Below are 21,142 nucleotides of genomic sequence, written 5' to 3'. Positions count from 1 at the left end.
TATTTTTATTGTATGGTTTCAAATTTTAAATGTCCCTGATTGGCACTTCTAAGGACAGTATTAATATTGCCAAATCTTAATTTACTCTGTTTTAAATCAAAAATCAATTTGATAATTATCCAAAAAATATAATTTCTTTTAAAAATCCTGGTGAATATGGCCCCTTGGATATAATATCTTTCAGTTATACTTTTTTTATATGAAGTTGTTAGCTCTTCATGTTTTACAATTACCTGAGGTTCAAAAAAAAGTTTTTTCTTTTTTCTTTTTAAATCAAATAGAAAAACAGCTTCTTCTCCCATCTCAAAAATCCCTCCCAGTCCAAAATTCTCATCAAATCGAATTTTGACTGTATCCAAAATTACTTTGTTCAATGTCATTTCGATAGAACTCGTATTAAAAATATCAAAAGCATTCAAATTGTTTTTAGAATTCAAAGGATATTTTTTCATTAAATTTCCCTCTGAATTTATAGCACAGAAATTTATTACTGCAGACTCGGGAAATTTATTGTAAATATCAATTATTGTAGAAGTAAATCCTTCCTGATAGACTACATCATCATCAGCAATAACAAGGATTTTCCCAAATGCATTTTCCAACGCCAAATTCCTACTCTTAGACAATCCTTTCTCAAACGAATTTATGACCCTGATATTCGAATAATCAGAAGTTAATTTTTTTTCGTTTTGGGTTTGATTAACTATTAAGATTGAAAATTTAGAAAAATGCGAAAACGGAAACATTCGCATTAAAAAATCTAATGAGTCTCGATTCATTGTTGAAATTAAAATTTCAATATCGCTAATAGTATAAATATCTTTCAATTGGTTCATCTACTTAAACAAATGTAAATTATTATTATACTATACATTTCATTTGTGTCTTCAAATTTATGTTACTTCCTATCAGATTCTTATATATTTGTTATTTTTACTTCAAAATAATATAATTTATGCGGATTCTACTTATTGGAGAATATAGCCTTTTACATAATTCTTTAAAAAAAGGTCTAACCGAATTAGGTCACGAAGTTTTTTTAACAGGAAATAGTAATGGTTACAGATGCTATCCTGTTGATTACGACTATGAACCAAAAATCTTTAAAAAAAAAATCTTTACTATCCCTAGAAAAGCCATCTATAGATTATTAAAATTTGATTTAGCAAGTTTAGAATCTGGTATTCGTTTTTATTTATTTCTTCCTAAATTAAAAAACTATGATATAGTACAATTTGTTAACGAATCATCTATAAAAACAACAAGAAGTATAGAACTTTATTTAATAAAAAAAATAGTAAAATATAATAAACGTATATTTTTAGTATCATGTGGGCTAGATTATATGACTCTTAAATTTTATATTGAAAACAAAAATTACAAATCCATTTATCAACCGTCTTTGGAAAACTCAAAACCATCAAATGAATTCAACTGGTTTTATGATTATTTAAAAAAAGGACATATCAAAATTCATAAGTATATGATGCATACTTTTGATGGGTTAATTGCTACTGATTTTGATTATCTGGATGCAACTAAAAACTATCCTATTTTTTCCAGCTTTATTCCTTATCCAATTGACCATACCAAATTAGAATTTAAAGAGCTTCATAGTAAAGATAAAATTATTATTTTTTTAGGTATCAACAAATACAGTTATCATCAAAAAGGAATTTTTTATTTTGAAAAATCTTTAAAAATTATAAAAGAAAAATATCAGGATAAAGTCGATATAATAATTACTAATACAGTACCATATCCTATTTATATTAATCTTTACAATAAAGCTCATATTCTTTTAGACCAAGCTTTCAGTCGGGATCAGGGTTATAATGCCCTCGAGGCGATGGCTAAAGGCAAAGTAGTATTTACTGGTGCTGAACAAGATTTTACAGATTATTATAAATTAACCGAAAGAGTTTGTATCAATGCCAAACCAGATGTTGATTATCTGGTAAATGAATTATCTTATTTAATTGAAAATCCTGATGAAATAATAGCGATTGGCAAACGGGCCAGAGCCTTTGTTGAAAAAGAACATAATTATCTGAAAATTGCTCAAAAGTATCTTGATACCTGGGGAAACAATTAGCTCACAATTATATCTCACTCTTTTACCTCAGCTCAGCTATTATCTTAATCATTACTTTTTAAACACTTAGTAAAAAGTCGGGAGACTTTCAGGAGATTATCATTTACAAGAGCATAAAAAAAATTACGCAAAGTCTAGAGAACGTTTGCGTAATTTTCATAAGAACTATTCTTAGAGCGAGAGGATCTGGAGGATAAAAGCACTATTTAAGATAATTGACAAAATGCTTACTACTAAGAAGTTTAAAGATTTTTTTTAGAAAAATGTAGCTTCACTATAAAACACAAAAAACCTCGCAAATTGCGAGGTTTTACTTTTATATACTTTATAGAGTTTCTTTGTCGGCATGGAAAAAATTTCTGCGCTATCCGTTGAGCATATTTGAGCGATCAGATTCCATTGTGGGCACGAGCCAGAGGCATCGCGCTAGCCGTTACATCTATTTCTGCTCGCCAGCTAAGGGATTAGATAGATCACATTTACTCTTTCCTAAAGATAACTCCTTAATTAAATAGCCGCAAACGCTAAATTTATATTCTAATTTAAGTAAGTACTCGTCACAGACTAGCACCAGTTGGTTTTATTATTTTTATAATCAAATTGTAATTTCATAATGAAGTCCCTCGATACTCTTTTACAATAAAGCAATTTAAAGAATTTTCATTTACAACTTTTCTTAAAAGTTCTATGTCTGTACTTAATAAGTCAATATTTAAATGTCCAGATATTTTAATAACAAATGGTAGTTCACTGTGTGAAATATCTAAATTATTATATAAAAGTTCTTTTTTATTGAATACAGCATAAGGATAAGAAATTAAATCCTTTGAAAATTTTAACAAATCATCCGTAGTAAAAATTAAAGCGCCAATAAATGTATTTGGAATGCTAGTTTGTTTAAATAAAGATCGTAAAGTCTTTAAATTATTCTGTTTATTAGGAAGCCAATCTTCATCTATAAAATCATGATTAACAATCCATTGAGAACCATTATCTAGTTTAGAGATTACACTTTTAAACCAATCTTCATAAGCTTCCAAATATGTATCTAAACCAATATCTTTTCCTTCAAAAACACCAGGTAATTGAAAGGAAACCCCATACCATTCTTTTCGTGATATATACTGTTTTCTATCGTAAGGAAGAAGTCCTTTTACTTTCTTATTAAAATCTATCATAAAATTATTTAATTATGGTGTAAGTACAACACCGCATCCAAAACACTCCCATGTTGCTAGCGCAACAACTATCTTATATACTACATAACCAGCAGTTACCGTCCCAACACTAATTGCTACATTCTTTGGCGTTACTAAAGACATTGGATATTTTGTTTCATAACCAAGTCCTTTTTTAGGCTGTACATCCCAGTGCGGAGCATGGGTTCCGCCGTGATCATCAGGAATCCAAGTTCGCCCATCTTTATCAATCCAACCCTTACCTCTAGGATGATTCACTTTTCTATCTCCACTTTTAGGAGACTTATAATCTGGATGTTTTGGTGGATTTTTTTTCAAATCTTCCAATGAAGGTTTTTTAGCAGATGGATCTTCTTGATCACCTTCTCCATCTTGTTCACCTTGTCCTCCTTCATCATACATACTTTCATCTTCCATTTTATGCATTGCATGATTCAGTCCACTAACTACAAGCCCAGTAACAGCACCTTGCCAAAAATTACCCCCAGTAAGCGCTGCTCCTGCACCACCAGAAACCGTACCAAAAGCAATCATACCTAAGTCTCCAGTTCCTGCACCAAGACCTGCATGCTTTGTTATGGACATTGTATAATTTCCATTATCAGTAATTGTATCTCCTCCACTCCACGCACTAGCCGCAATACTACTTAATGCTCCTGCTGCAAAACCACTCCAGAACTTACCTCCTGAAATAGCCGTCATAGTCCCTTGAAAAGTGCCATGAGCAGCTGCACTAAATGCAGCCTGCGAATAGAAATTTGTAAACAAACTTCCTGCTGCAGTACCAATACCAAATGTTACTGCTGCACTTGCCGCACCAATAACAGCTGACTTAGCCAAACCTCCAATTGAAAAAGGAACATCCGCTAATAATGCCGTTAATGTATAACTTGTAATGGCAATGGCAACCCCAATAACTACAGCTGCCAAAAGCTCATATGCTTCACCGCTAGGATCCGTATACATCAAAGGATTGTTCAGCACATACGAATACCTGTTGTAATTTTGGGTATTCTCGGGCTGCTGTATAAAATTATCCGGCATTAAAAAAGAACGTAAAACAGGATCATACAAACGACCATTCATGTCTATAAGTCCCACCTCAGCCAAATGTTCATGACTGGTATAACCTCGGTCCAGCATCATCAGTGCTGCTCCTGTACCATTGGTTGGCAAGGTTTATGGCAACACCATTCTTTTGCAATCTGGCCAGATCCCCCAGGCATCAAATTGCCTTCTCTCTACTCCTGTTCCCGTATTATCAGAAATAGCAATAATGCTTCCTAAATAATCACGATGAAGATAATATTTTTTGTCAACAATTGTATCTTAATCATCATTATTATTATTTAAGAATACTTGGTAAAAAGTCAGAAGACTTCTAGCGGATCTACCACTTAGAAAAACATAAAAAAAATTTCAAAGTCAGAGATATTGAGCCTTTTATATGAACTCTTAGCATAGCGAGGCAAGTTAAATTGATTCAGGAACTCGAACCCGAAGAAAAAAATATGGTCTTTAAAATGGTAGATACTTTTCTAACTCAAAAGAAATTTAAAGGCTCCTTTGCTAAAAATATAGCTACTATAAAAATCAAAAAACCTCGCAAAATTTTGCGAGGTTTTTTGGTTAAACTCATTTAGAGTTATTAATTTCTATTTTTTTTCCATTATCATCTACAAAATACGTAAATACCTTGTTATCTGAATACTTTGCACTCACTTTGCAAATTTTGTCAAATGATTTTGAATAAAAACCCTTATTATAATCTATTGATTCATTAGGAATTAAAACAATACAATCTTGAACTATACTTTCAATAATAAAATCTTTATATTTTTTGTAAATAAGAGTTGAACCGAAGTTTTTATTATAAAGTTTATTAGCAAATTTTAGTTTTAATTCTTCAATCTTTTTTTCATATTTTTCTTTCTCTTCGCATTTAAGTTGTTTAACTTTTGTTGGTCTAATAAAAGGGAGATATGTTGGAGGATTATCTTCAGGAATATTTTTATTGTTTTTAAAAACCTTTAAGTAAATATTTTTTTGAGATAAATAAACCGTATCATTTGTATTATTTTCAATTTCAAATTGAAGTAAGACAAAATTATTTAAGTATGTTTTTCTTTCATATCCTAAATAATAGAAATTTATACTTTGAAAATTGTTTTTTTGTTTATAACTCATTACTAAAAAACAAGCGCAGATTATATATATTAACTTTTTCATAGAAATTTTATTTAAGGTAAAAGACCAGGTACTTTATTATATTTATTTCCACCATTAGAATAATTACGTTGAATATTCATATATGTGTCGACATTTTGCTTTAAGCTAATACTGCTCTTCATATAATTTATTGTATACTTATATGCGGCATATTCGGAAGTATTGTGATTGTAATTACCATTAAAAATTTTATTGTGATAATCATGCACAAATTCGTGCCCCATAGTTACTTGTAAAAATTCTGATCCATAATTTCTGACACCATCTGAAATATAAGTAGTACCCTTGAAACTAATTCCTCCTGCTTCATCATCTCCAACGGTAATCATTTCTGAATTAACATTATACTTAGCCAATCCATCACTAGTCATAATACCTTTTTTAGGCATTTGACTTCCCCATTTAAGAGATTTCACACCATATTTAGTTTTATAATCTGAACCAAATTTCTCTTTTGCAAAAGCGTCTAAATCTTTCTTTTGTTCAATCTGATGCATGGCGTGATTCAGACCACTAACCACAAGCCCAGTAGCTGCTCCTTGCCAAAAATTACCACCTGTTAAAGCTGCTCCAGCTCCACCAGAAACCGTACCAAAAGCAATCATCCCTAAGTCTCCAGTTCCTGCTCCAATACCTTTCATACCAGTACCAGCAATAGCATGCGCATTTTCGCCCAAGCCATCCATACTTGAACCCCCGCTCCAGGCGCTGGCTGCAATACTACTTAATGCTCCTGCTGCAAAACCACTCCAGAACTTACCTCCTGAAATAGCCGTCATAGTCCCTTGAAAAGTGCCATGAGCAGCTGCACTAAATGCAGCCTGCGAATAGAAATTTGTAAACAAACTTCCTGCTGCAGTACCAATACCAAATGTTACTGCTGCACTTGCCGCACCAATAACAGCTGACTTAGCCAAACCTCCAATTGAAAAAGGCACATCCGCTAACAATGCCGTCAATGTGTAACTTGTAATGGCAATGGCAACCCCAATAACTACAGCTGCCAAAAGCTCATATGCTTCACCGCTAGGATCCGTATATATCAAAGGGTTGTTCAGCACATACGAATACCTGTTGTAATTTTGGGTATTCTCCGGCTGCTGTATAAAATTATCAGGCATTAAAAAAGAACGTAAAACAGGATCGTACAAACGGCCGTTCATGTGTATCAATCCCACTTCTGCCAGATGCTCGTGACCCGTATAACCTCGGTCGAGCATCATGTAAATCTATTTTAGGATTAAGTATAAAATATGTAAACTTATTTTAGGACGAGACGCACGAGCCAGAGGCATCGCGCTAGCCGTTGAGGTTATTTCTGCTCGCGCCTGCTGAGGGGCTGGGTTCAGTGTTAAAATTTAAACAAATTATCTCATTATCAAATAAATATATAAAATACCTAAAGTCAATAAAATATTCATAGAATAAATAAATAATGTTTCTATTTTACTAGATATCTTAAATATAAGGTTGTAAATCATTAGAAAAATAAAATTAAAGAAAATCATATTACCAAGATAACTAAATGCTCTTAAGAAAAAAGCATTCATATCTATAATAGGGCTTGATGTTTCATTTATGTTTAACATTTTTTCTAATCCATAACCATAACCAAAAATAAAATAATTATCATTATTTTGATATAGATAAAAAAGATTTACAAAAAGAATGAGGAAACAAAATACTAAAGCTTTCTTATCGCTAATTAATTGGCGCAGAAAATAACTTGCCTTTTTCATAAAAATATAGTTTATTATCATTTACAAAACCTGATGTATAGATTTTAGTTGTAGAAACTCCCGTAAGTTTAAAATTATAACCTTTCATACCATTTAAAGTCTGTGGCTTAATAGTTAATTTAGCATCAGTTCCAACTCCTGCCATTCTTCCTGCAAATGTTCTCTCTAATTGTAAAGTGCCATTAGAAGACATTGTAGCTTTATCAAGAATAAGTCCGATTTTAGAATTTAAAAAGTCTAAATCACCACCATCAATATAATCTCCGGGCTTCATACCTTTCATTAATTTACCCATCATAGTTTCGGAAGAATCTCCTTTTTTTATTCCTAAAGATTCTTTAGTAACTTTCCTTCCTTGTTGGTCATATTCATCATCAAACATACTGTCATCCCCCATTTTATGCATCGCGTGATTCAATCCACTAACCACAAGCCCAGTAGCTGCTCCTTGCCAAAAATTACCACCTGTTAAAGCTGCTCCAGCTCCACCAGAAACCGTACCAAAAGCAATCATCCCTAAGTCTCCAGTTCCTGCTCCAATACCTTTCATACCAGTACCAGCAATAGCATGTGCATTTTTGCCCAAACCATCCATACTTGAACCTCCGCTCCAGGCGCTGGCTGCAATACTGCTTAATGCTCCTGCTGCAAAACCACTCCAGAACTTACCTCCTGAAATAGCCGTCATACCTCCCTGAAAAGTACCATGTGCTGCTGCCTGAAATGCCGCCTGTGAATAGAAATTCGTAAACAAACTTCCTGCTGCAGTACCAATACCAAATGTCACTGCTGCACTTGCCGCTCCAATAACAGCTGACTTGGCCAAACCTCCAATTGAAAAAGGTACATCTGCTAATAAAGCCGTTAATGTATAAGTTGTAGCGGCAATTACAGCACCAATAACTACAGCTGCCAAAAGCTCATACGCTTCACCAGAAGGATCCGTGTACATCAGAGGATTGTTCAGCACATACGCATATCTGTTGTAATTTTGGGTGTTTTCCGGTTGCTGGATAAAATTATCAGGCATTAAAAAAGAACGTAAAACAGGATCATATAAACGACCATTCATGTGTATAAGTCCCACCTCAGCCAAATGCTCATGACTGGTATAACCTCGGTCCAGCATCATCAGTGCTGCTCCTGTACCATTGGTTGGCAAGGTTACGGCAACACCATTCTTTTGCAATTTAGCCAGATTTCAGTGCATCACGCTAGCCGTTGCGGTTATTTCTGCTCGCGCCAGCTGAGGGCATCATTTTTGAGAACTCTTCGCAGAACTCAATAATCAAAAAATAAAGCACAACAAAACAACCAAGAATAAACTTATAACAACATAATGTAAAATAAATTTTTTAAGAACATTTGTAGAATTTAAAAATAAAATATAAATTAAAAGATTTACAGTCAATTCAATTAAAATAAAACTAACTTTAATAAGTATGTCAATTTTTGTTAAACCACTAATAAAATATTGTTTCCCTTTGGGAACAATATCTAATAATTCACAAAAATAATTAGACAAATTAATAATATTTTTTTGGAAGAAAATCCAAATTATCAACTTGAATAAACAACTTCCAACAACAATTAATCCTTTTTTCATAATCAAAAAAATTATTTAATTTTAACTCTAACCCAACCTTTTTCATGCGTATATCTATTGTTACTGTTTACATACACTTCTTTATAAATTCTATCTTTTCCAATAGAAGTTAAACCATTTATTTTTATTTTATAAACATTTGACTTCATAGTTTCAACAACTGGTATTTTATCTATAGTTATTGAAATTGTTGAGTTATCTTTTAAAGCCAGATTAGTCATTAAACCTTTCGTCTTTATTTGAAATGTTGACTTACCTATTCTCTCTACACTTTTTATATAATCTCCTGCTTCATCATTAAAAAAAGAAAATAAATCACCATCTGAATAATCACCAATTTTCATTCCTTTTAAAATTTTATCAATAATTTGTTCTCCAGTATCTCTTTCTTTTATTCCTAAAGATTCTCTAGTAACTTTTTTCCCTCTCTGATCGTATTCAATATCATCTCCATCCATCTGATGCATTGCGTGATTCAATCCACTAACCACAAGCCCAGTAGCTGCTCCTTGCCAAAAATTACCACCTGTTAAAGCTGCTCCAGCTCCACCAGAAACCGTACCAAAAGCAATCATCCCTAAGTCTCCAGTTCCTGCTCCAATACCTTTCATACCAGTACCAGCAATAGCATGCGCATTTTCGCCCAAGCCATCCATACTTGAACCTCCGCTCCAGGCGCTGGCTGCAATACTGCTTAATGCTCCTGCTGCAAAACCACTCCAGAACTTGCCACCTGAAATTGCTGTCATACCCCCTTGAAAAGTTCCGTGGGCTGCTGCCTGAAATGCCGCCTGTGAATAGAAATTTGTAAACAAACTTCCTGCTGCAGTACCAATACCAAATGTCACTGCTGCACTTGCCGCTCCAATAACAGCTGACTTGGCCAAACCTCCAATTGAAAAAGGTACATCTGCTAATAAAGCCGTTAATGTATAAGTTGTAGCGGCAATTACAGCACCAATAACTACAGCTGCCAAAAGCTCATACGCTTCACCAGAAGGATCCGTGTACATCAGAGGATTGTTCAGCACATACGCATATCTGTTGTAATTTTGGGTGTTTTCCGGTTGCTGGATAAAATTATCAGGCATTAAAAAAGAACGTAAAACAGGATCATATAAACGACCATTCATGTGTATAAGTCCCACCTCAGCCAAATGCTCATGACTGGTATAACCTCGGTCCAGCATCATCAGTGCTGCTCCTGTACCATTGGTTGGCAAGGTTACGACTATACCATTTTTTTGCAATTTGGCCAGATTCCCCCAGGCATCAAATTGCCTTCTTTCAACCGCTGTTCCTGTATTATCAGAAATGGCAATAATGCTTCCCAAATAATCACGATGAAGATAATATTTTTTGTCAACAATTGCACCACTTGCAATCGTTTTTGTTTTCTCTGTATACAAAGGTGCTCCATAAGTATCTCCTCCTACATAAGTACGGATGGTAATCTCGGTAGGCGTTTTTATAATCTCGACCGTACCGTCATCCGTATAATTCTTGGTTTTGGTATAAACACCCGCCGCTCCCGGAGTAGGGATCTGGTAACCAAATTTCATAGCCTGTCTTGACAGATGTGAGTTGTACGTAAATGTTGTACTGCCCTTATCACTTTCGTTTATGGAGATCGGGCTTTTAAACATATTGTATGTCACCAGTTGTTTTGGCAGCTCATTGTAATAGGCAGCTCCCTCTGTAGTAAGGACAATTTCTTTCTTCTGGTATACTCCTGTGTTAAAATTAGCATTATAATTTACTGTCCCCAATTTATTGTTATTGGTTATCCTTCCTCTGCTGTCATAGGTATTGGCATCCACAATTCCGGTCAAGGGATTTGTCCAGTTGGTCAGTCGGTCTAAATCATCATACGTAAAAGTTTCGGATGTTCCTAAAGCCACATTCTGGCGATTGTCCAATAATCCTTTTATGGCATTAAAACTATAGGTGTTATTTACAATATTAATACTGTTTTTGGTATGCTTCTGAGAAGTATAATACCCATGAACATCATATGCATTTGTTATCGTCACTCCATTACCCAATGTCTGGGTAAGTGACTGCATTTTTTCGTTGGCGGTATTAAGCTGCCATAAGACAGCATCATTGGCATCGGTCAGTTTATCCATCATACCATTATAGGTATTATATACATTTTTTGTCGTGACAGATTCGCTTAACCCTGACGTAAGATCCTGAGTAGCGTTTGTTGCCGTACTTGGTCTTCCATAGTTGTCATATGCAATGGTCTTTGTTTGCGTAAAAGCGGCATTGCTTTCGGTATTGGTTATTACCCTATGCAAAACATCATACGTATACCCGAAAGTATCTATTGGTGCCCCCATACTATTTTTGCTTGTTTCACTGGTGACTTGTGCAAAAGAGTTGTAGGCATACTCCGTCTCGATATCGGCTCCGTCTCCTGCTACTTTTCTTTTGGTTACCTTACCAAAATCATCATAAGTAGTATCGGTTCTTCCTTTTGGGGTCGTTTCAGCAATTAACTGACCAAAAGCATCATAATTATAGGTATAGGTTCCTGCATTAGGATCGGTCATGGCTGTTTTATTACCCCAGCCATCTATCGTAATATTTACTTTATGCCCTTCGTAGTTCGATTCTTTCAACTGGCCATTGGCATAATAAATAAAACTCACTGCACCACCCGGATCGGTCGTCTGGGTTTTATTGCCCAAAGCATCAACTGTTGCCGTTGTTGTTTTTCCGTCATCTACACTGGTTGTAGTCAGGCCTGAATAAGATAGGGTTTGTATCCTGCCGGTTGGCTGCTTTATTTTTGTCGGCCTCATCAGGTAATCGTATTCATATTCAATCCATCTGCCTGGGGATGAAAAATAAGGCTCGCTTTCTTTTGTTTTTCTTCCTAAACCATCATAAACCACTTGTTTGGAGATGGTCGAATTTTCTTCCAGTCCTTTTGTGGTAGTAATGACTGCTCTTCCCAATACATCGTATTGCGTAATGCTTTTTGCATTATCTCCAACGGTATTCTGGCTTGTCGTGGTATAACCTCCATCAGATAATTTAGTATATGTAATAGTCGTTTCTAGTGGTGTGGTAGAAACTCCTGTAGTTTTGGTTTTTGTTAGTTTTCCCCAATTATCAAAGGTAAAGTCGCTTACCACTCCTAAATAATTGGTTGATTGTGTAACCTGTCCTAATGTATTGTAGTCAAAAGTGGTTATAAAACCCTGGTGATCTGTTTTTTTGACGACAAAACGCTTGGTAGCATCATATTCATCTATAATTTTTCGTGCGACCGGAACAGGCGATGCGGTTGGGGCAGAAACAGTTTTGGTAAGTAAATTACCTACGGCATCATAGGTCATTTCCTCTACAATGGCATAGGTATTATGTCCTTTTTTCTCTGTTTTGGTTAAGTTTGTTCCTGTATAGGTATAGGTTTCTTGAGACGTTCGGGTGTCACCTGTATGAATATTGGTTGAACTGTTTACTTTTTTAGGTCTTCCTATATAATACGCACTTCCTGTCCCTGATGGATTGTTATCGTATTCTGTATCAACAGTTGTGGTTCCCTCCACTGTTGATCCACTGTACTTTTTAGTAACCGTTCTGGTTTCCAAACCATAATAACCCTGGCTGTCCGGAACGCCGTCATAAGAAAATACAGTTTCATTTTTAATTCCTGACAAATGATCTACTGTAGTTTGTTTAGTTAGCAGGACATTAAAAACACTATTATTGGAAACCGGAGCATTACTTCCGCCCTGAGCTGCTGCAGGAGTCGCAGTGAATTTGCTGTTATTAGCTGAACTGACAATAAATCCGGGTTTCAAAACTATCTGTGGTGCCTGATACGTTACTGCTACATCATCGTTTATTTTTGACGAAGCGGTTATAGAAGTACCTGCTTTATAGGTTTGACCTGTAGTTACAGGAGCTGTAATTATAATAACATCCTGAACAGTACTTGACGAAACAGCATCACCTCCGCCTTTTGTATAACCACCAAATACATTTGTTTTAGTACTGATTAGGTCAGAAGGCGTGGTATCAAAAACAGTAGAACCGGTTGTACTTGTCCATGTTATGGTATTGGCACCTCTGAGATTAACATCATTAAGCTGGGTTGTCCAGATCCTGGTGTCAGCTTCAGACAAATACCAGCTGCTTCTTGTGGTTCTGGTAAAACCAACTGCCCCGTAATTAAAATTGGACAGATAGCCACGATATCTGAAATCCTGATATTTTGAGACCCCATTAATTGTAGCTGTAAGTTTAGAAACCAAATAACTTCCTGAGTTTCTAATAATCTCGATATTTGGATAGTTTACTGCATCTGCTGAAGAATAAAAATCGGTACTGCTGTTTCCAAGCATTCCATCAGCTGCTTCCATTGGCAAATAATCAATAGTTTGCTTGATTTTACCGTTGGATTCGGTTACTGATTTTAATCGGTTATCCGTATCAAAATTTTTATTGAATTGATAATATTCAACCTTATTAGCATGTCCACGAACAATGACCAAATCAGTATTGGCTCCATTGTATTTATAATTGGAAACTAATGGGATAGGAATTTCGGGAGAATCCGAATAAAATTCAGATGGCTGTCCTGTAATAGGCAAAATATTATCATTATTTGAATCATATGTCTGTGTAAATCCTGAAACCCCTACCTTTCCTACATTATTCGTAAAAGCTGTTACCCGCCATTTGGTATCATGATCATTTATTGTCCATGATGGTTTGTAATACTTTCTCCATACTCGCACCAAATCAGATTTACCATCTTTATTAATATCAATAGCATAATAAGTACTCCAGTGTCTCTGGCTATCATAATAACTTCCTGTGTCAGGCCAATATTCTACAATATTTAGAGTTTCTTTTACAAAAAATTCCCCTCCAGCTTGCTTTGGGTTGCTATAATAGATATTCCATTCTACCTGATTAGGTCCTCCTTCACTTGTAGGCAGCATTATATCTGTTTTGCCATCACCATTATAATCACCAAAAAGGATTTGCTTTGTATGCGAATAATTAGAAATAGTCCCAGAACCAATTCTCTTAACTTCCGTTTGGTTAGAGGGCAGCTTATTTATTTCAACAATAGAATACTGGCCATGGAAATTTATATTGATGATATCTGCTTTTCCATCACCGTTCATATCAGCAATGTATCGCTTTCCTGTTGCGCAAATATAATACTCATCACTCCCCTGTAATAGCGTTGATCCACCAGCGGAGAGAGAAACCAATCTAGCATCTCTTCTATAATCACTATCTGTATTTGAATAAAGTTTCCAGTAAAATCCCTCAGAAAAACCATTTTGATTAATGTATTCTTCCCAGACATAACGTTCGTCTTTAGATAATATCAATACTTCAGAAACTCCATCACCATCAAAATCTCCAGATAAATATTCATTATTCCTACTATTTTGTGGAGGGGCTACAGGAGGAACATAACTCTCATCTTCATCCATATAGGAAGGATCAATATCAATTGTGTTGTTATAAGTAATTGTTTGGATATTAGAGGAAGTTAAACCTGTATAATTTAAATTGTTATCAACAATATTATACGCAATAAACTGAATTTGTGAATTTGTTGCGACTGGTTCGATAATTGATTGAAATTGATTTATTTTGTAATTAGACATTATTGTTGCCGGAAATATTAAAGCAGATCTAATTGTTGGAAAATTTATTCCTGAGTTACCTGTGTTTCCGTTAAACAAATTTGTAAATATTTTTTTGTCTGCCACAAAATCTAATCTGCCGTCTCCATCAAAATCACCGGCAAGATTGGCTTCATCAAATTCCAGATTATTAGTATATTCCTTTACCTTTCTTGTAGTAGCAGTAAGTGTACTGTCATATTCAAAAACTACCGGATTTGATTCCTCTTCATTTGCATTGACTTCCTTTACACTAACTACTCTCTCATATCCTGAATCATCAACAGAGTGCATCAATTTGTAGGTTCTGAAAATTGCATTATTGGCATATACCTGTATCGATTTTAAAGTTTTGGTCGCATAAATCGTTCCACCTCCCAGATAATCACGCTCTACCCTTTTTGCATCATCATAATTAAAAGCTATTTTATCCTGTGCTGTAATTCCTGCAGTTGTATTTCCACTAAAAACGATAGTATCAATATACAATTGATTTGTACTGTTATAAGTTACGGTTTTATACGTATAATCAATAAAGTTTTCATTTGTATCTTCGAAATGTACAATATACCAGGAATTAACAGAAACCGAATTTTGTAAACTTCCAGCTCCTTTTGAACCATACGAACTTCTGGAACCATCAGGCGCCGTAACAATAAAATAAGTGGTTGTACCTTCAATTTTTAATTCGATTTTGGTATTGCTTTTATATTCGGTTTCATAGGTAGAGCCATTTGCCCAATACGTACCTGTTTTTATCAATAACCGTTGACCGTCCAGGGCCAGTTTATCATTATCGTCAAAATCGACCCCGTCTACAAATCCGTCAATATCACGGCGTGTAGCTATACGGCTTATGGCTGAGATACTATTAATACTCCAGCCTTGTCCTGCTATTCCGCCTCTTGCTCCACTACTATAGGTAAGATTTATAATAGGGGCAACATTTTTTATGCTTGGAGGCATCGCTATCGGTAAAGTATAGGCAGCAGTCCCGGAAGCAGAAATTTGCAATTCTCCTTTAGTATCCGTAAAATTTTGAGAAAAGGAAAATTGAGTTACTAAAATGAAAATGGAAAGGTAAAATTGTTTCATATCAAACTTTATTGCTTAATGATTTTAATTGTTTTTGGATCACCTGATTTATAGTTGAGCAAAACAACATAAACCCCGGAAGGATACGACTGAAACAAAATATTTTGGGTATTAACTTTATTAGTTCCCTGATAAGTACTTAACACCTGCCCTGCCATTGAAATAACCTGAATTGAGGTTACATAATTGTCATCCGTAAGTTCCCACTTTAGATACAGTTCTTCTTTTACAGGATTGGGATAATAAGAGATAACATCTTCTTCTGAAAATTTTTCTAAATCTTCATCAACAAGAGCTTCAATCTCTTTGATTTGTTTTCCCGTCTCAGGCGGGCAGTTAACACACAATATCCTGCTTGTCTGGTTACCGGCAGTATCATAACTAAATTTAATTTTTGTTTGTGCCTGAGACAACATAGTGAACCCCAACACGAATAGTGTAATATAATATTTCATTACCTGGTTTATTTTTATGAATGATGGACCATTATTTTTTGGCAGCCAATAATAACTTTACCTGAGATTTTAATTCTTCGATTTCTTTATTCTGCTGAATCAAATACAGGGTAAGTTCTTCGATTTTTTCCTGTTGAATTTTTGCCATTTCTCCAAGTGGCAAACCTTTTTCGGTGATTTCTTTGGCTGAAGGTACATTTGGCAAATGACCATTTTGGGTGATGTAGCTTTCTACTTGTTTCAAAGTTGGCAACTCATAAGCCGGGCTAAAAACATAATCGGCCCAGGTGTTGTACACTTTTACTTCTTCTGCCCTAACTTTTCCTTTTACTGAAAGTCTGTAGGTGTCTGCACCGTCTGTGAAGTTTGAAGTTCCGATGCCGATATTTGAATCTGTTAGAATGTTTCCTTCTATTTTAGCGTTGCCTCTAACCACAAATTTATGTTCCGGCAAATAGTCGCCATAACCCCCAATAACAATTCTGGAATTTGGTTTAGGAAGATGCATAAAAACATTGCCGTTACCATCTTCGTTAACTTTCAAATATTCAGTTTGATTTTTATCATTTAGTACAAAATTGCCTGAGCCTCCTGTTTCTGCATATATTCGCAATCTCTGACTATCAGCCCTGTCATCAATTGAAAACCAAAACATTGATTTTGAATTAATATTTGAAACAGGAAAATCTAAAAAGTTTATCATTCTGGAATTAATACTTGGATTAACAATGCTGCCTCCACTAAAAATAAGACATTTATCGTTTCTGTCCTGAGAATTTGTAAAGGTTTGACCATCGGGTAAGCTTCCAGTAATTTCTAATTTAGCTTTAGGGTTGTTGGTACCAATACCTACATTGCTATTAGTAGTGGGATTATTAGGCAATACACTAGCAGCTCCTCCGGTACCTGTACTAATCTGCGCATTTAAAGCTGTATTAAAAAAAAGTATTCCAAAAAGTGCTATTGTAATTTTATTTTTCATTGTATGAATTTATTAGTCTTATATTTTTTTTGTCAGTAGAAGTAAACATTAAAAAAAATGAAGATTATTTTTTAGAATCCAATAAAACTTTAACCTGGGCTTTTAATTCCTCCATTTCTTTATTTTGCTGGATTAAATAAAGCCTTTGTTCTTCAATATCTTTATTCTGCTGAATTAAATACAGTGTAAGTTCTTCGATTTTTTCCTGTTGAATTTTTGCCATTTCTCCAAGTGGCAAACCTTTTTCGGTGATTTCTTTGGCAGAAGGAACATTTGGCAAATGACCATTTTGAGCAATATAGTTTTCTACCTGTTTCAAAGTTGGCAACTCATAAGCCGGGCTAAAAATATAATCGGCCCAGGTGTTGTACACTTTTACTTCTTCGGCACGAACTTTTCCTTTTACAGAAAGTCTGTAAGTATCTGCTCCGTCTGTGAAGTTTGAAGTACCAATTCCTAAATTTGTATCGACATATACAGCTCCTTCAAATTTTGATGCACCATTTTTCACCATCAATCTATAAGGTATTGGCCAGGTTTGTGTACCACCAATAGTTAAATAGGAATCTGGTTTAGGTAAAGTTAAAATTCCTGCTTCTTCGTTTTCATATACTTCAAAAACAAGTTTTTGTGCTCTATCACTAAGTGTAAAATTGCTCCAACTATTCGCTTTTGCTGTATGCCTCAATCGATTAGCATCATTTCGATCTTCTATCGCCAGCATAGTTTGGGCATTGGGATAAATATTAGAAGGAGGTACATCACAAAAAGTTAACAATCTGGCTCCACCAGTATTAGTTGGTGCAGTTTCTCTTAAAGTTCCAATATTCAATACTATACTTTTAGCAAAAGAATCGCTAGAATTTAAAAAAGTATAAGTAGTATTAATAGCTGGAAAGCCAGCAACCTCCAATTTAGCAGTAGGAGTCGTAGTTCCTATACCTACATTGGTATTTGTGGTTGAACTATTGGGTAATATACTTGCCCCTCCTCCAATACCAGTACTGATTTGTGCATTTGACATTGTGCTAAAAAAAAGAACTCCAAAAAGTACTATTGTAATTTTATTTTTCATTGCCTGATTTATATAATTAATCGGTGCAATATTAATAAATAAAATAAGAATTATTCTTAATAAAAATAACTTAAAATTAGAAATGAGATTTTATCAGAAATATGGAAAATAATTATTTTAAATATAATTATCTAGAGAATTCATGAATAATCATTCACAAAATCACTCTTTTTTATACTTTAAAAATAATGTCACAACTTCTGTTAATTCATCTACTTTTAGTACGCAACAGATAAAAAGATAAACTATTATGCCAAGTATAACTCCAAAAAATAGTTGTAAGACAAGATTATCAATAAAATAAGTCATAATAATTACTGAAATAGCCATTCCAATTGCAGCAATAAAAAAAGGCAGCATTTGTTTTAATTGCTGAATTGGACCATAGCCATAAAACTTCCCTGGTAAATAGGCATTTATAACAAAAGATATGGCTGATGTAACAACGTGTCCAATTATCATGGCTTTTACACCAAGAGGAATTGTAATTACCATAGCAAAAATTGTCAAAGGCAGTTTACACAAATCTACTTTCAAGAATAAATCAGAACGTCCAATTGCATTTAATAAATTCATATTGAGCGCACTTATTGGATAAAAAATACGTGCAAAGACCATCCATTGTAAAAGCGGAATTAGAGAAACCCATTTATCAGTAAGCAATAGTATAACGATTGGCTTTGCCAGCAAAGCAATAAGAGTCATAATTGGTATAATAAAAAAAGCTGACATACGGATCATTCTGCTATAAATAAAAACTAGCCTCTCCTTATCGTGCTGTACTGATGTGAAGATTGGAAATGTGGCCTGTTGTATAATACTAACAATTGCTCCTGCAGATATATCAGCAAAGCTCTTAGCTCTTGTATAATAACCCAATGAAGCTGTTGGATAAAATTTACCTACACAAATATTATAAACATTATTGAGGGTTTGAGCATATAGACCAGCAATCAGCAATTTTGAACCATAACGAAATAAAGATCTAAAAGATTTTTTTGAGAAGGCAATGGAAGGACTCCAATTACTAAAAAACCATAAAGATACAGACGAAGCAAAAGACCCAATGAGAACTTGAATAACCAACGACCACACTCCATACCCATTTGTCGCAGCAATCACACCACATAATCCACCTGCTATCATACCAATTACATTGCTCTTGGCAATAGCCTTGAAATCAATCGCAATGGTTAGTTTCGTTCGCTGTACTATTGCGAAAGCATTTAAAAATAAACTTAACCCCAGGATTCTTGTTAAATCAGTTAATTGAGGTTGCTCATAAAAAGAGGAAATAAAAGGCGCTGAGAAAAACAGCAACAAATAAAAAAAACTGCTGATTCCTAAGTTAAATACGAATAAAGTCGAAAAATCAATAGCTGACCTGTCCTGACGTTGAATTAAACCTATCCCCAAACCGCTTTCAATAAAAGTTTGTGACAGAGCTATAAAAATGGCTAACATTCCTATTAAACCAAAATCCTCCGGTACCAAAATACGGGCAAGCACTATACCCACAATGAATTGCCCAAACTGAACAGCAAATTTATCAACTGCAGACCAAATAATTCCTTTCGTTGCAACTGCTTTTAGAGAGGTATTTTGCATTTAAAAAAATTAAAGTCGAACATCTATTACCTGTCCAGTATAATTAGACAACAAAGTTTGAATACATCTTAAAGCCACTGTGTCTGGTTTCAATAAAGTATCTTTAGGTTCATTACCAAAATTTTTCATCCTCATTGGTGTTTGTGTGCGTTCTGGATTAATACAATTCACTTTTATATTCAGTGTTTCCCATTCCTGAGAAATTGCCTGAACAAAATTAACCGTAGCTGCTTTAGTTGAAGAATAAATACTATAAAAGGCTCTGCCTCTGGTATACGAACTAGAAGTAAAAAACAAAATATGCCCTTTTGATTCTTTTAGATAAGGCAAAGATGCCAGGGCAATATTAACCATTCCAATATAATTAATATTTATAGAATCAAGAATGGCTTGATAGTCCATAGTTGCTAATGGTTCCTTATGCAATACTCCTGCGGTGTTCACAATAAAATCAATTTTCTTTTCTATTTGAAACACTTTATCTAACGCTTTCTTAACATCCTCCATGTTCGAAACATCAACATTATTTTCACTACGGGAAAAACTATAAACATGAACCCCATTCGAGATGCCTAAATCTACAACACTTTTCCCAATCCCATAAGTCCCCCCAAAAACGACCATAACCTTTTCTACTAAGCATTCATGTGGTAGTTCTATATTTTGAATTTCAACAGAACGCAATTGAAACAATTTATCTAACAAATAAGTATCCTCCGGGTAAGTCAGCTTCATATTAACCTCTTCACCTTTTACAACAAATATTTTTTCTTCAGGCAAATACTTACTTACAATTCCACAATCATCAGTTGCTTTAAAATTTTTATCCTGAAAAGCAAGTTCATAAGCCTTTGCGATAACCTCTTGTTTAAAGCCTTGAGGTGTTTGCCCTCTACGCATTTTTACTCTTTCCGGAATTGCAGTTATAATGTCTTCTTCAATCTCAATGATGGTATCCGCAGAATTAATAGCAACATCTACTGCATTATAATTATCCATTGATTTTACAACATCATTAATAATTCTTTGACTAATCAAAGGGCGCGCTGCATCATGAAAAATCAAATTAGAATGATTAAAATCACGATAAGCATTAACTGCAGCAAGGCTTGAATGATATCGCTCTTCACCCCCTATTAAAATACGTTTAACTTTTTTCCATTCGTTTTTAATAATCATATCTTCTACCATAAATATATAATGATTATTAATAACAATTGCAATTTCATCTATTGATTCATTCTTTTCAAATGCATCAACAGCATGTTCTATAACCATCTTTCCTGCAACTTTAAAAAATTGCTTGGGCAATGATTTTTCCAATCTGCTTCCTATTCCTCCAGCTAAAATGACAGCTATGTTCATCTATTATATTTTAGTATAATTTTCAAAT

General features: G+C 34.3%; 14 protein-coding genes. 1 reads left to right on the top strand and 13 read right to left on the bottom strand.

All coding sequences use genetic code 11. The annotated features are described in order from the left end of the window. Positions 1 to 5 precede the first annotated feature (5 nt). A complete protein-coding gene (locus ACEN92_RS21045) occupies positions 6 to 779 on the bottom strand; it encodes a glycosyltransferase (RefSeq protein ID WP_495640282.1) in 774 nt (257 codons plus the stop codon). Between the two features lie 176 nt (positions 780 to 955). Here ACEN92_RS21045 and ACEN92_RS21040 point away from each other — a divergent pair, with 176 nt between their 5' ends. Further along, positions 956 to 2,095, top strand: a complete 1,140-nt coding sequence (locus ACEN92_RS21040) for a glycosyltransferase family protein (RefSeq protein WP_495640281.1) — start codon at positions 956 to 958, stop codon at positions 2,093 to 2,095. Between the two features lie 608 nt (positions 2,096 to 2,703). Here ACEN92_RS21040 and ACEN92_RS21035 read toward each other — a convergent pair. The 12 genes from ACEN92_RS21035 to ACEN92_RS20980 all read right to left on the bottom strand — a co-directional run bounded on the left by ACEN92_RS21035 (position 2,704) and on the right by ACEN92_RS20980 (position 21,114). After that, a complete protein-coding gene (locus ACEN92_RS21035; RefSeq protein ID WP_495640280.1) occupies positions 2,704 to 3,273 on the bottom strand; it encodes a hypothetical protein in 570 nt (189 codons plus the stop codon). 12 nt (positions 3,274 to 3,285) lie between these two features. Then, positions 3,286 to 4,470 carry an RHS repeat protein gene (locus ACEN92_RS21030; RefSeq protein ID WP_495640279.1) on the bottom strand — a complete coding sequence of 395 codons (1,185 nt, stop codon included), beginning with the start codon at positions 4,468 to 4,470 and terminating at the stop codon, positions 3,286 to 3,288. 459 nt (positions 4,471 to 4,929) lie between these two features. Next, positions 4,930 to 5,523, bottom strand: a complete 594-nt coding sequence (locus tag ACEN92_RS21025) for a hypothetical protein (protein WP_495640278.1) — start codon at positions 5,521 to 5,523, stop codon at positions 4,930 to 4,932. An 11-nt stretch (positions 5,524 to 5,534) separates the two neighbouring features. Continuing rightward, on the bottom strand, positions 5,535 to 6,746 hold the full coding sequence (locus tag ACEN92_RS21020) for an RHS repeat-associated core domain-containing protein (protein ID WP_495640277.1): 1,212 nt from the start codon (positions 6,744 to 6,746) through the stop codon (positions 5,535 to 5,537). 144 nt (positions 6,747 to 6,890) lie between these two features. Further along, complete coding sequence (locus ACEN92_RS21015) at positions 6,891 to 7,262, bottom strand: hypothetical protein (protein ID WP_495640276.1); 372 nt, start codon at positions 7,260 to 7,262, stop codon at positions 6,891 to 6,893. Then, positions 7,225 to 8,451 (bottom strand): RHS repeat-associated core domain-containing protein, encoded by a 1,227-nt coding sequence (locus ACEN92_RS21010; protein WP_495640275.1) that lies wholly within the window; start codon positions 8,449 to 8,451, stop codon positions 7,225 to 7,227. Before ACEN92_RS21010 ends, ACEN92_RS21015 begins: the two co-directional genes overlap by 38 nt. 428 nt (positions 8,452 to 8,879) lie before the next feature. Then, positions 8,880 to 15,629: an RHS repeat-associated core domain-containing protein gene (locus ACEN92_RS21005; RefSeq protein ID WP_495640274.1), complete on the bottom strand. Its 6,750-nt coding sequence runs from the start codon at positions 15,627 to 15,629 to the stop codon at positions 8,880 to 8,882. Positions 15,630 to 15,637: 8 nt separating this feature from the next. Beyond that, entirely contained in the window at positions 15,638 to 16,084 is a 447-nt protein-coding gene (locus ACEN92_RS21000) for a T9SS type A sorting domain-containing protein (RefSeq protein ID WP_495640273.1), read from the bottom strand. A 31-nt stretch (positions 16,085 to 16,115) separates the two neighbouring features. Then, positions 16,116 to 17,066, bottom strand: coding sequence for a hypothetical protein (locus ACEN92_RS20995; protein ID WP_495640272.1), 951 nt, complete (start codon positions 17,064 to 17,066; stop codon positions 16,116 to 16,118). Positions 17,067 to 17,130: 64 nt separating this feature from the next. Further along, positions 17,131 to 18,141 carry a hypothetical protein gene (locus ACEN92_RS20990; protein ID WP_495640271.1) on the bottom strand — a complete coding sequence of 337 codons (1,011 nt, stop codon included), beginning with the start codon at positions 18,139 to 18,141 and terminating at the stop codon, positions 17,131 to 17,133. Positions 18,142 to 18,303: 162 nt separating this feature from the next. Continuing rightward, entirely contained in the window at positions 18,304 to 19,749 is a 1,446-nt protein-coding gene (locus tag ACEN92_RS20985; protein ID WP_495640270.1) for a lipopolysaccharide biosynthesis protein, read from the bottom strand. Positions 19,750 to 19,758: 9 nt separating this feature from the next. Then, a complete protein-coding gene (locus ACEN92_RS20980) occupies positions 19,759 to 21,114 on the bottom strand; it encodes a bifunctional cytidylyltransferase/SDR family oxidoreductase (protein WP_495640269.1) in 1,356 nt (451 codons plus the stop codon). Between the last annotated feature and the right edge of the window lie 28 nt (positions 21,115 to 21,142).

This window comes from Flavobacterium sp. Flavsp81, assembly GCF_059491325.1.
This window is presented reverse-complemented; position numbering and strand designations above follow the sequence as displayed.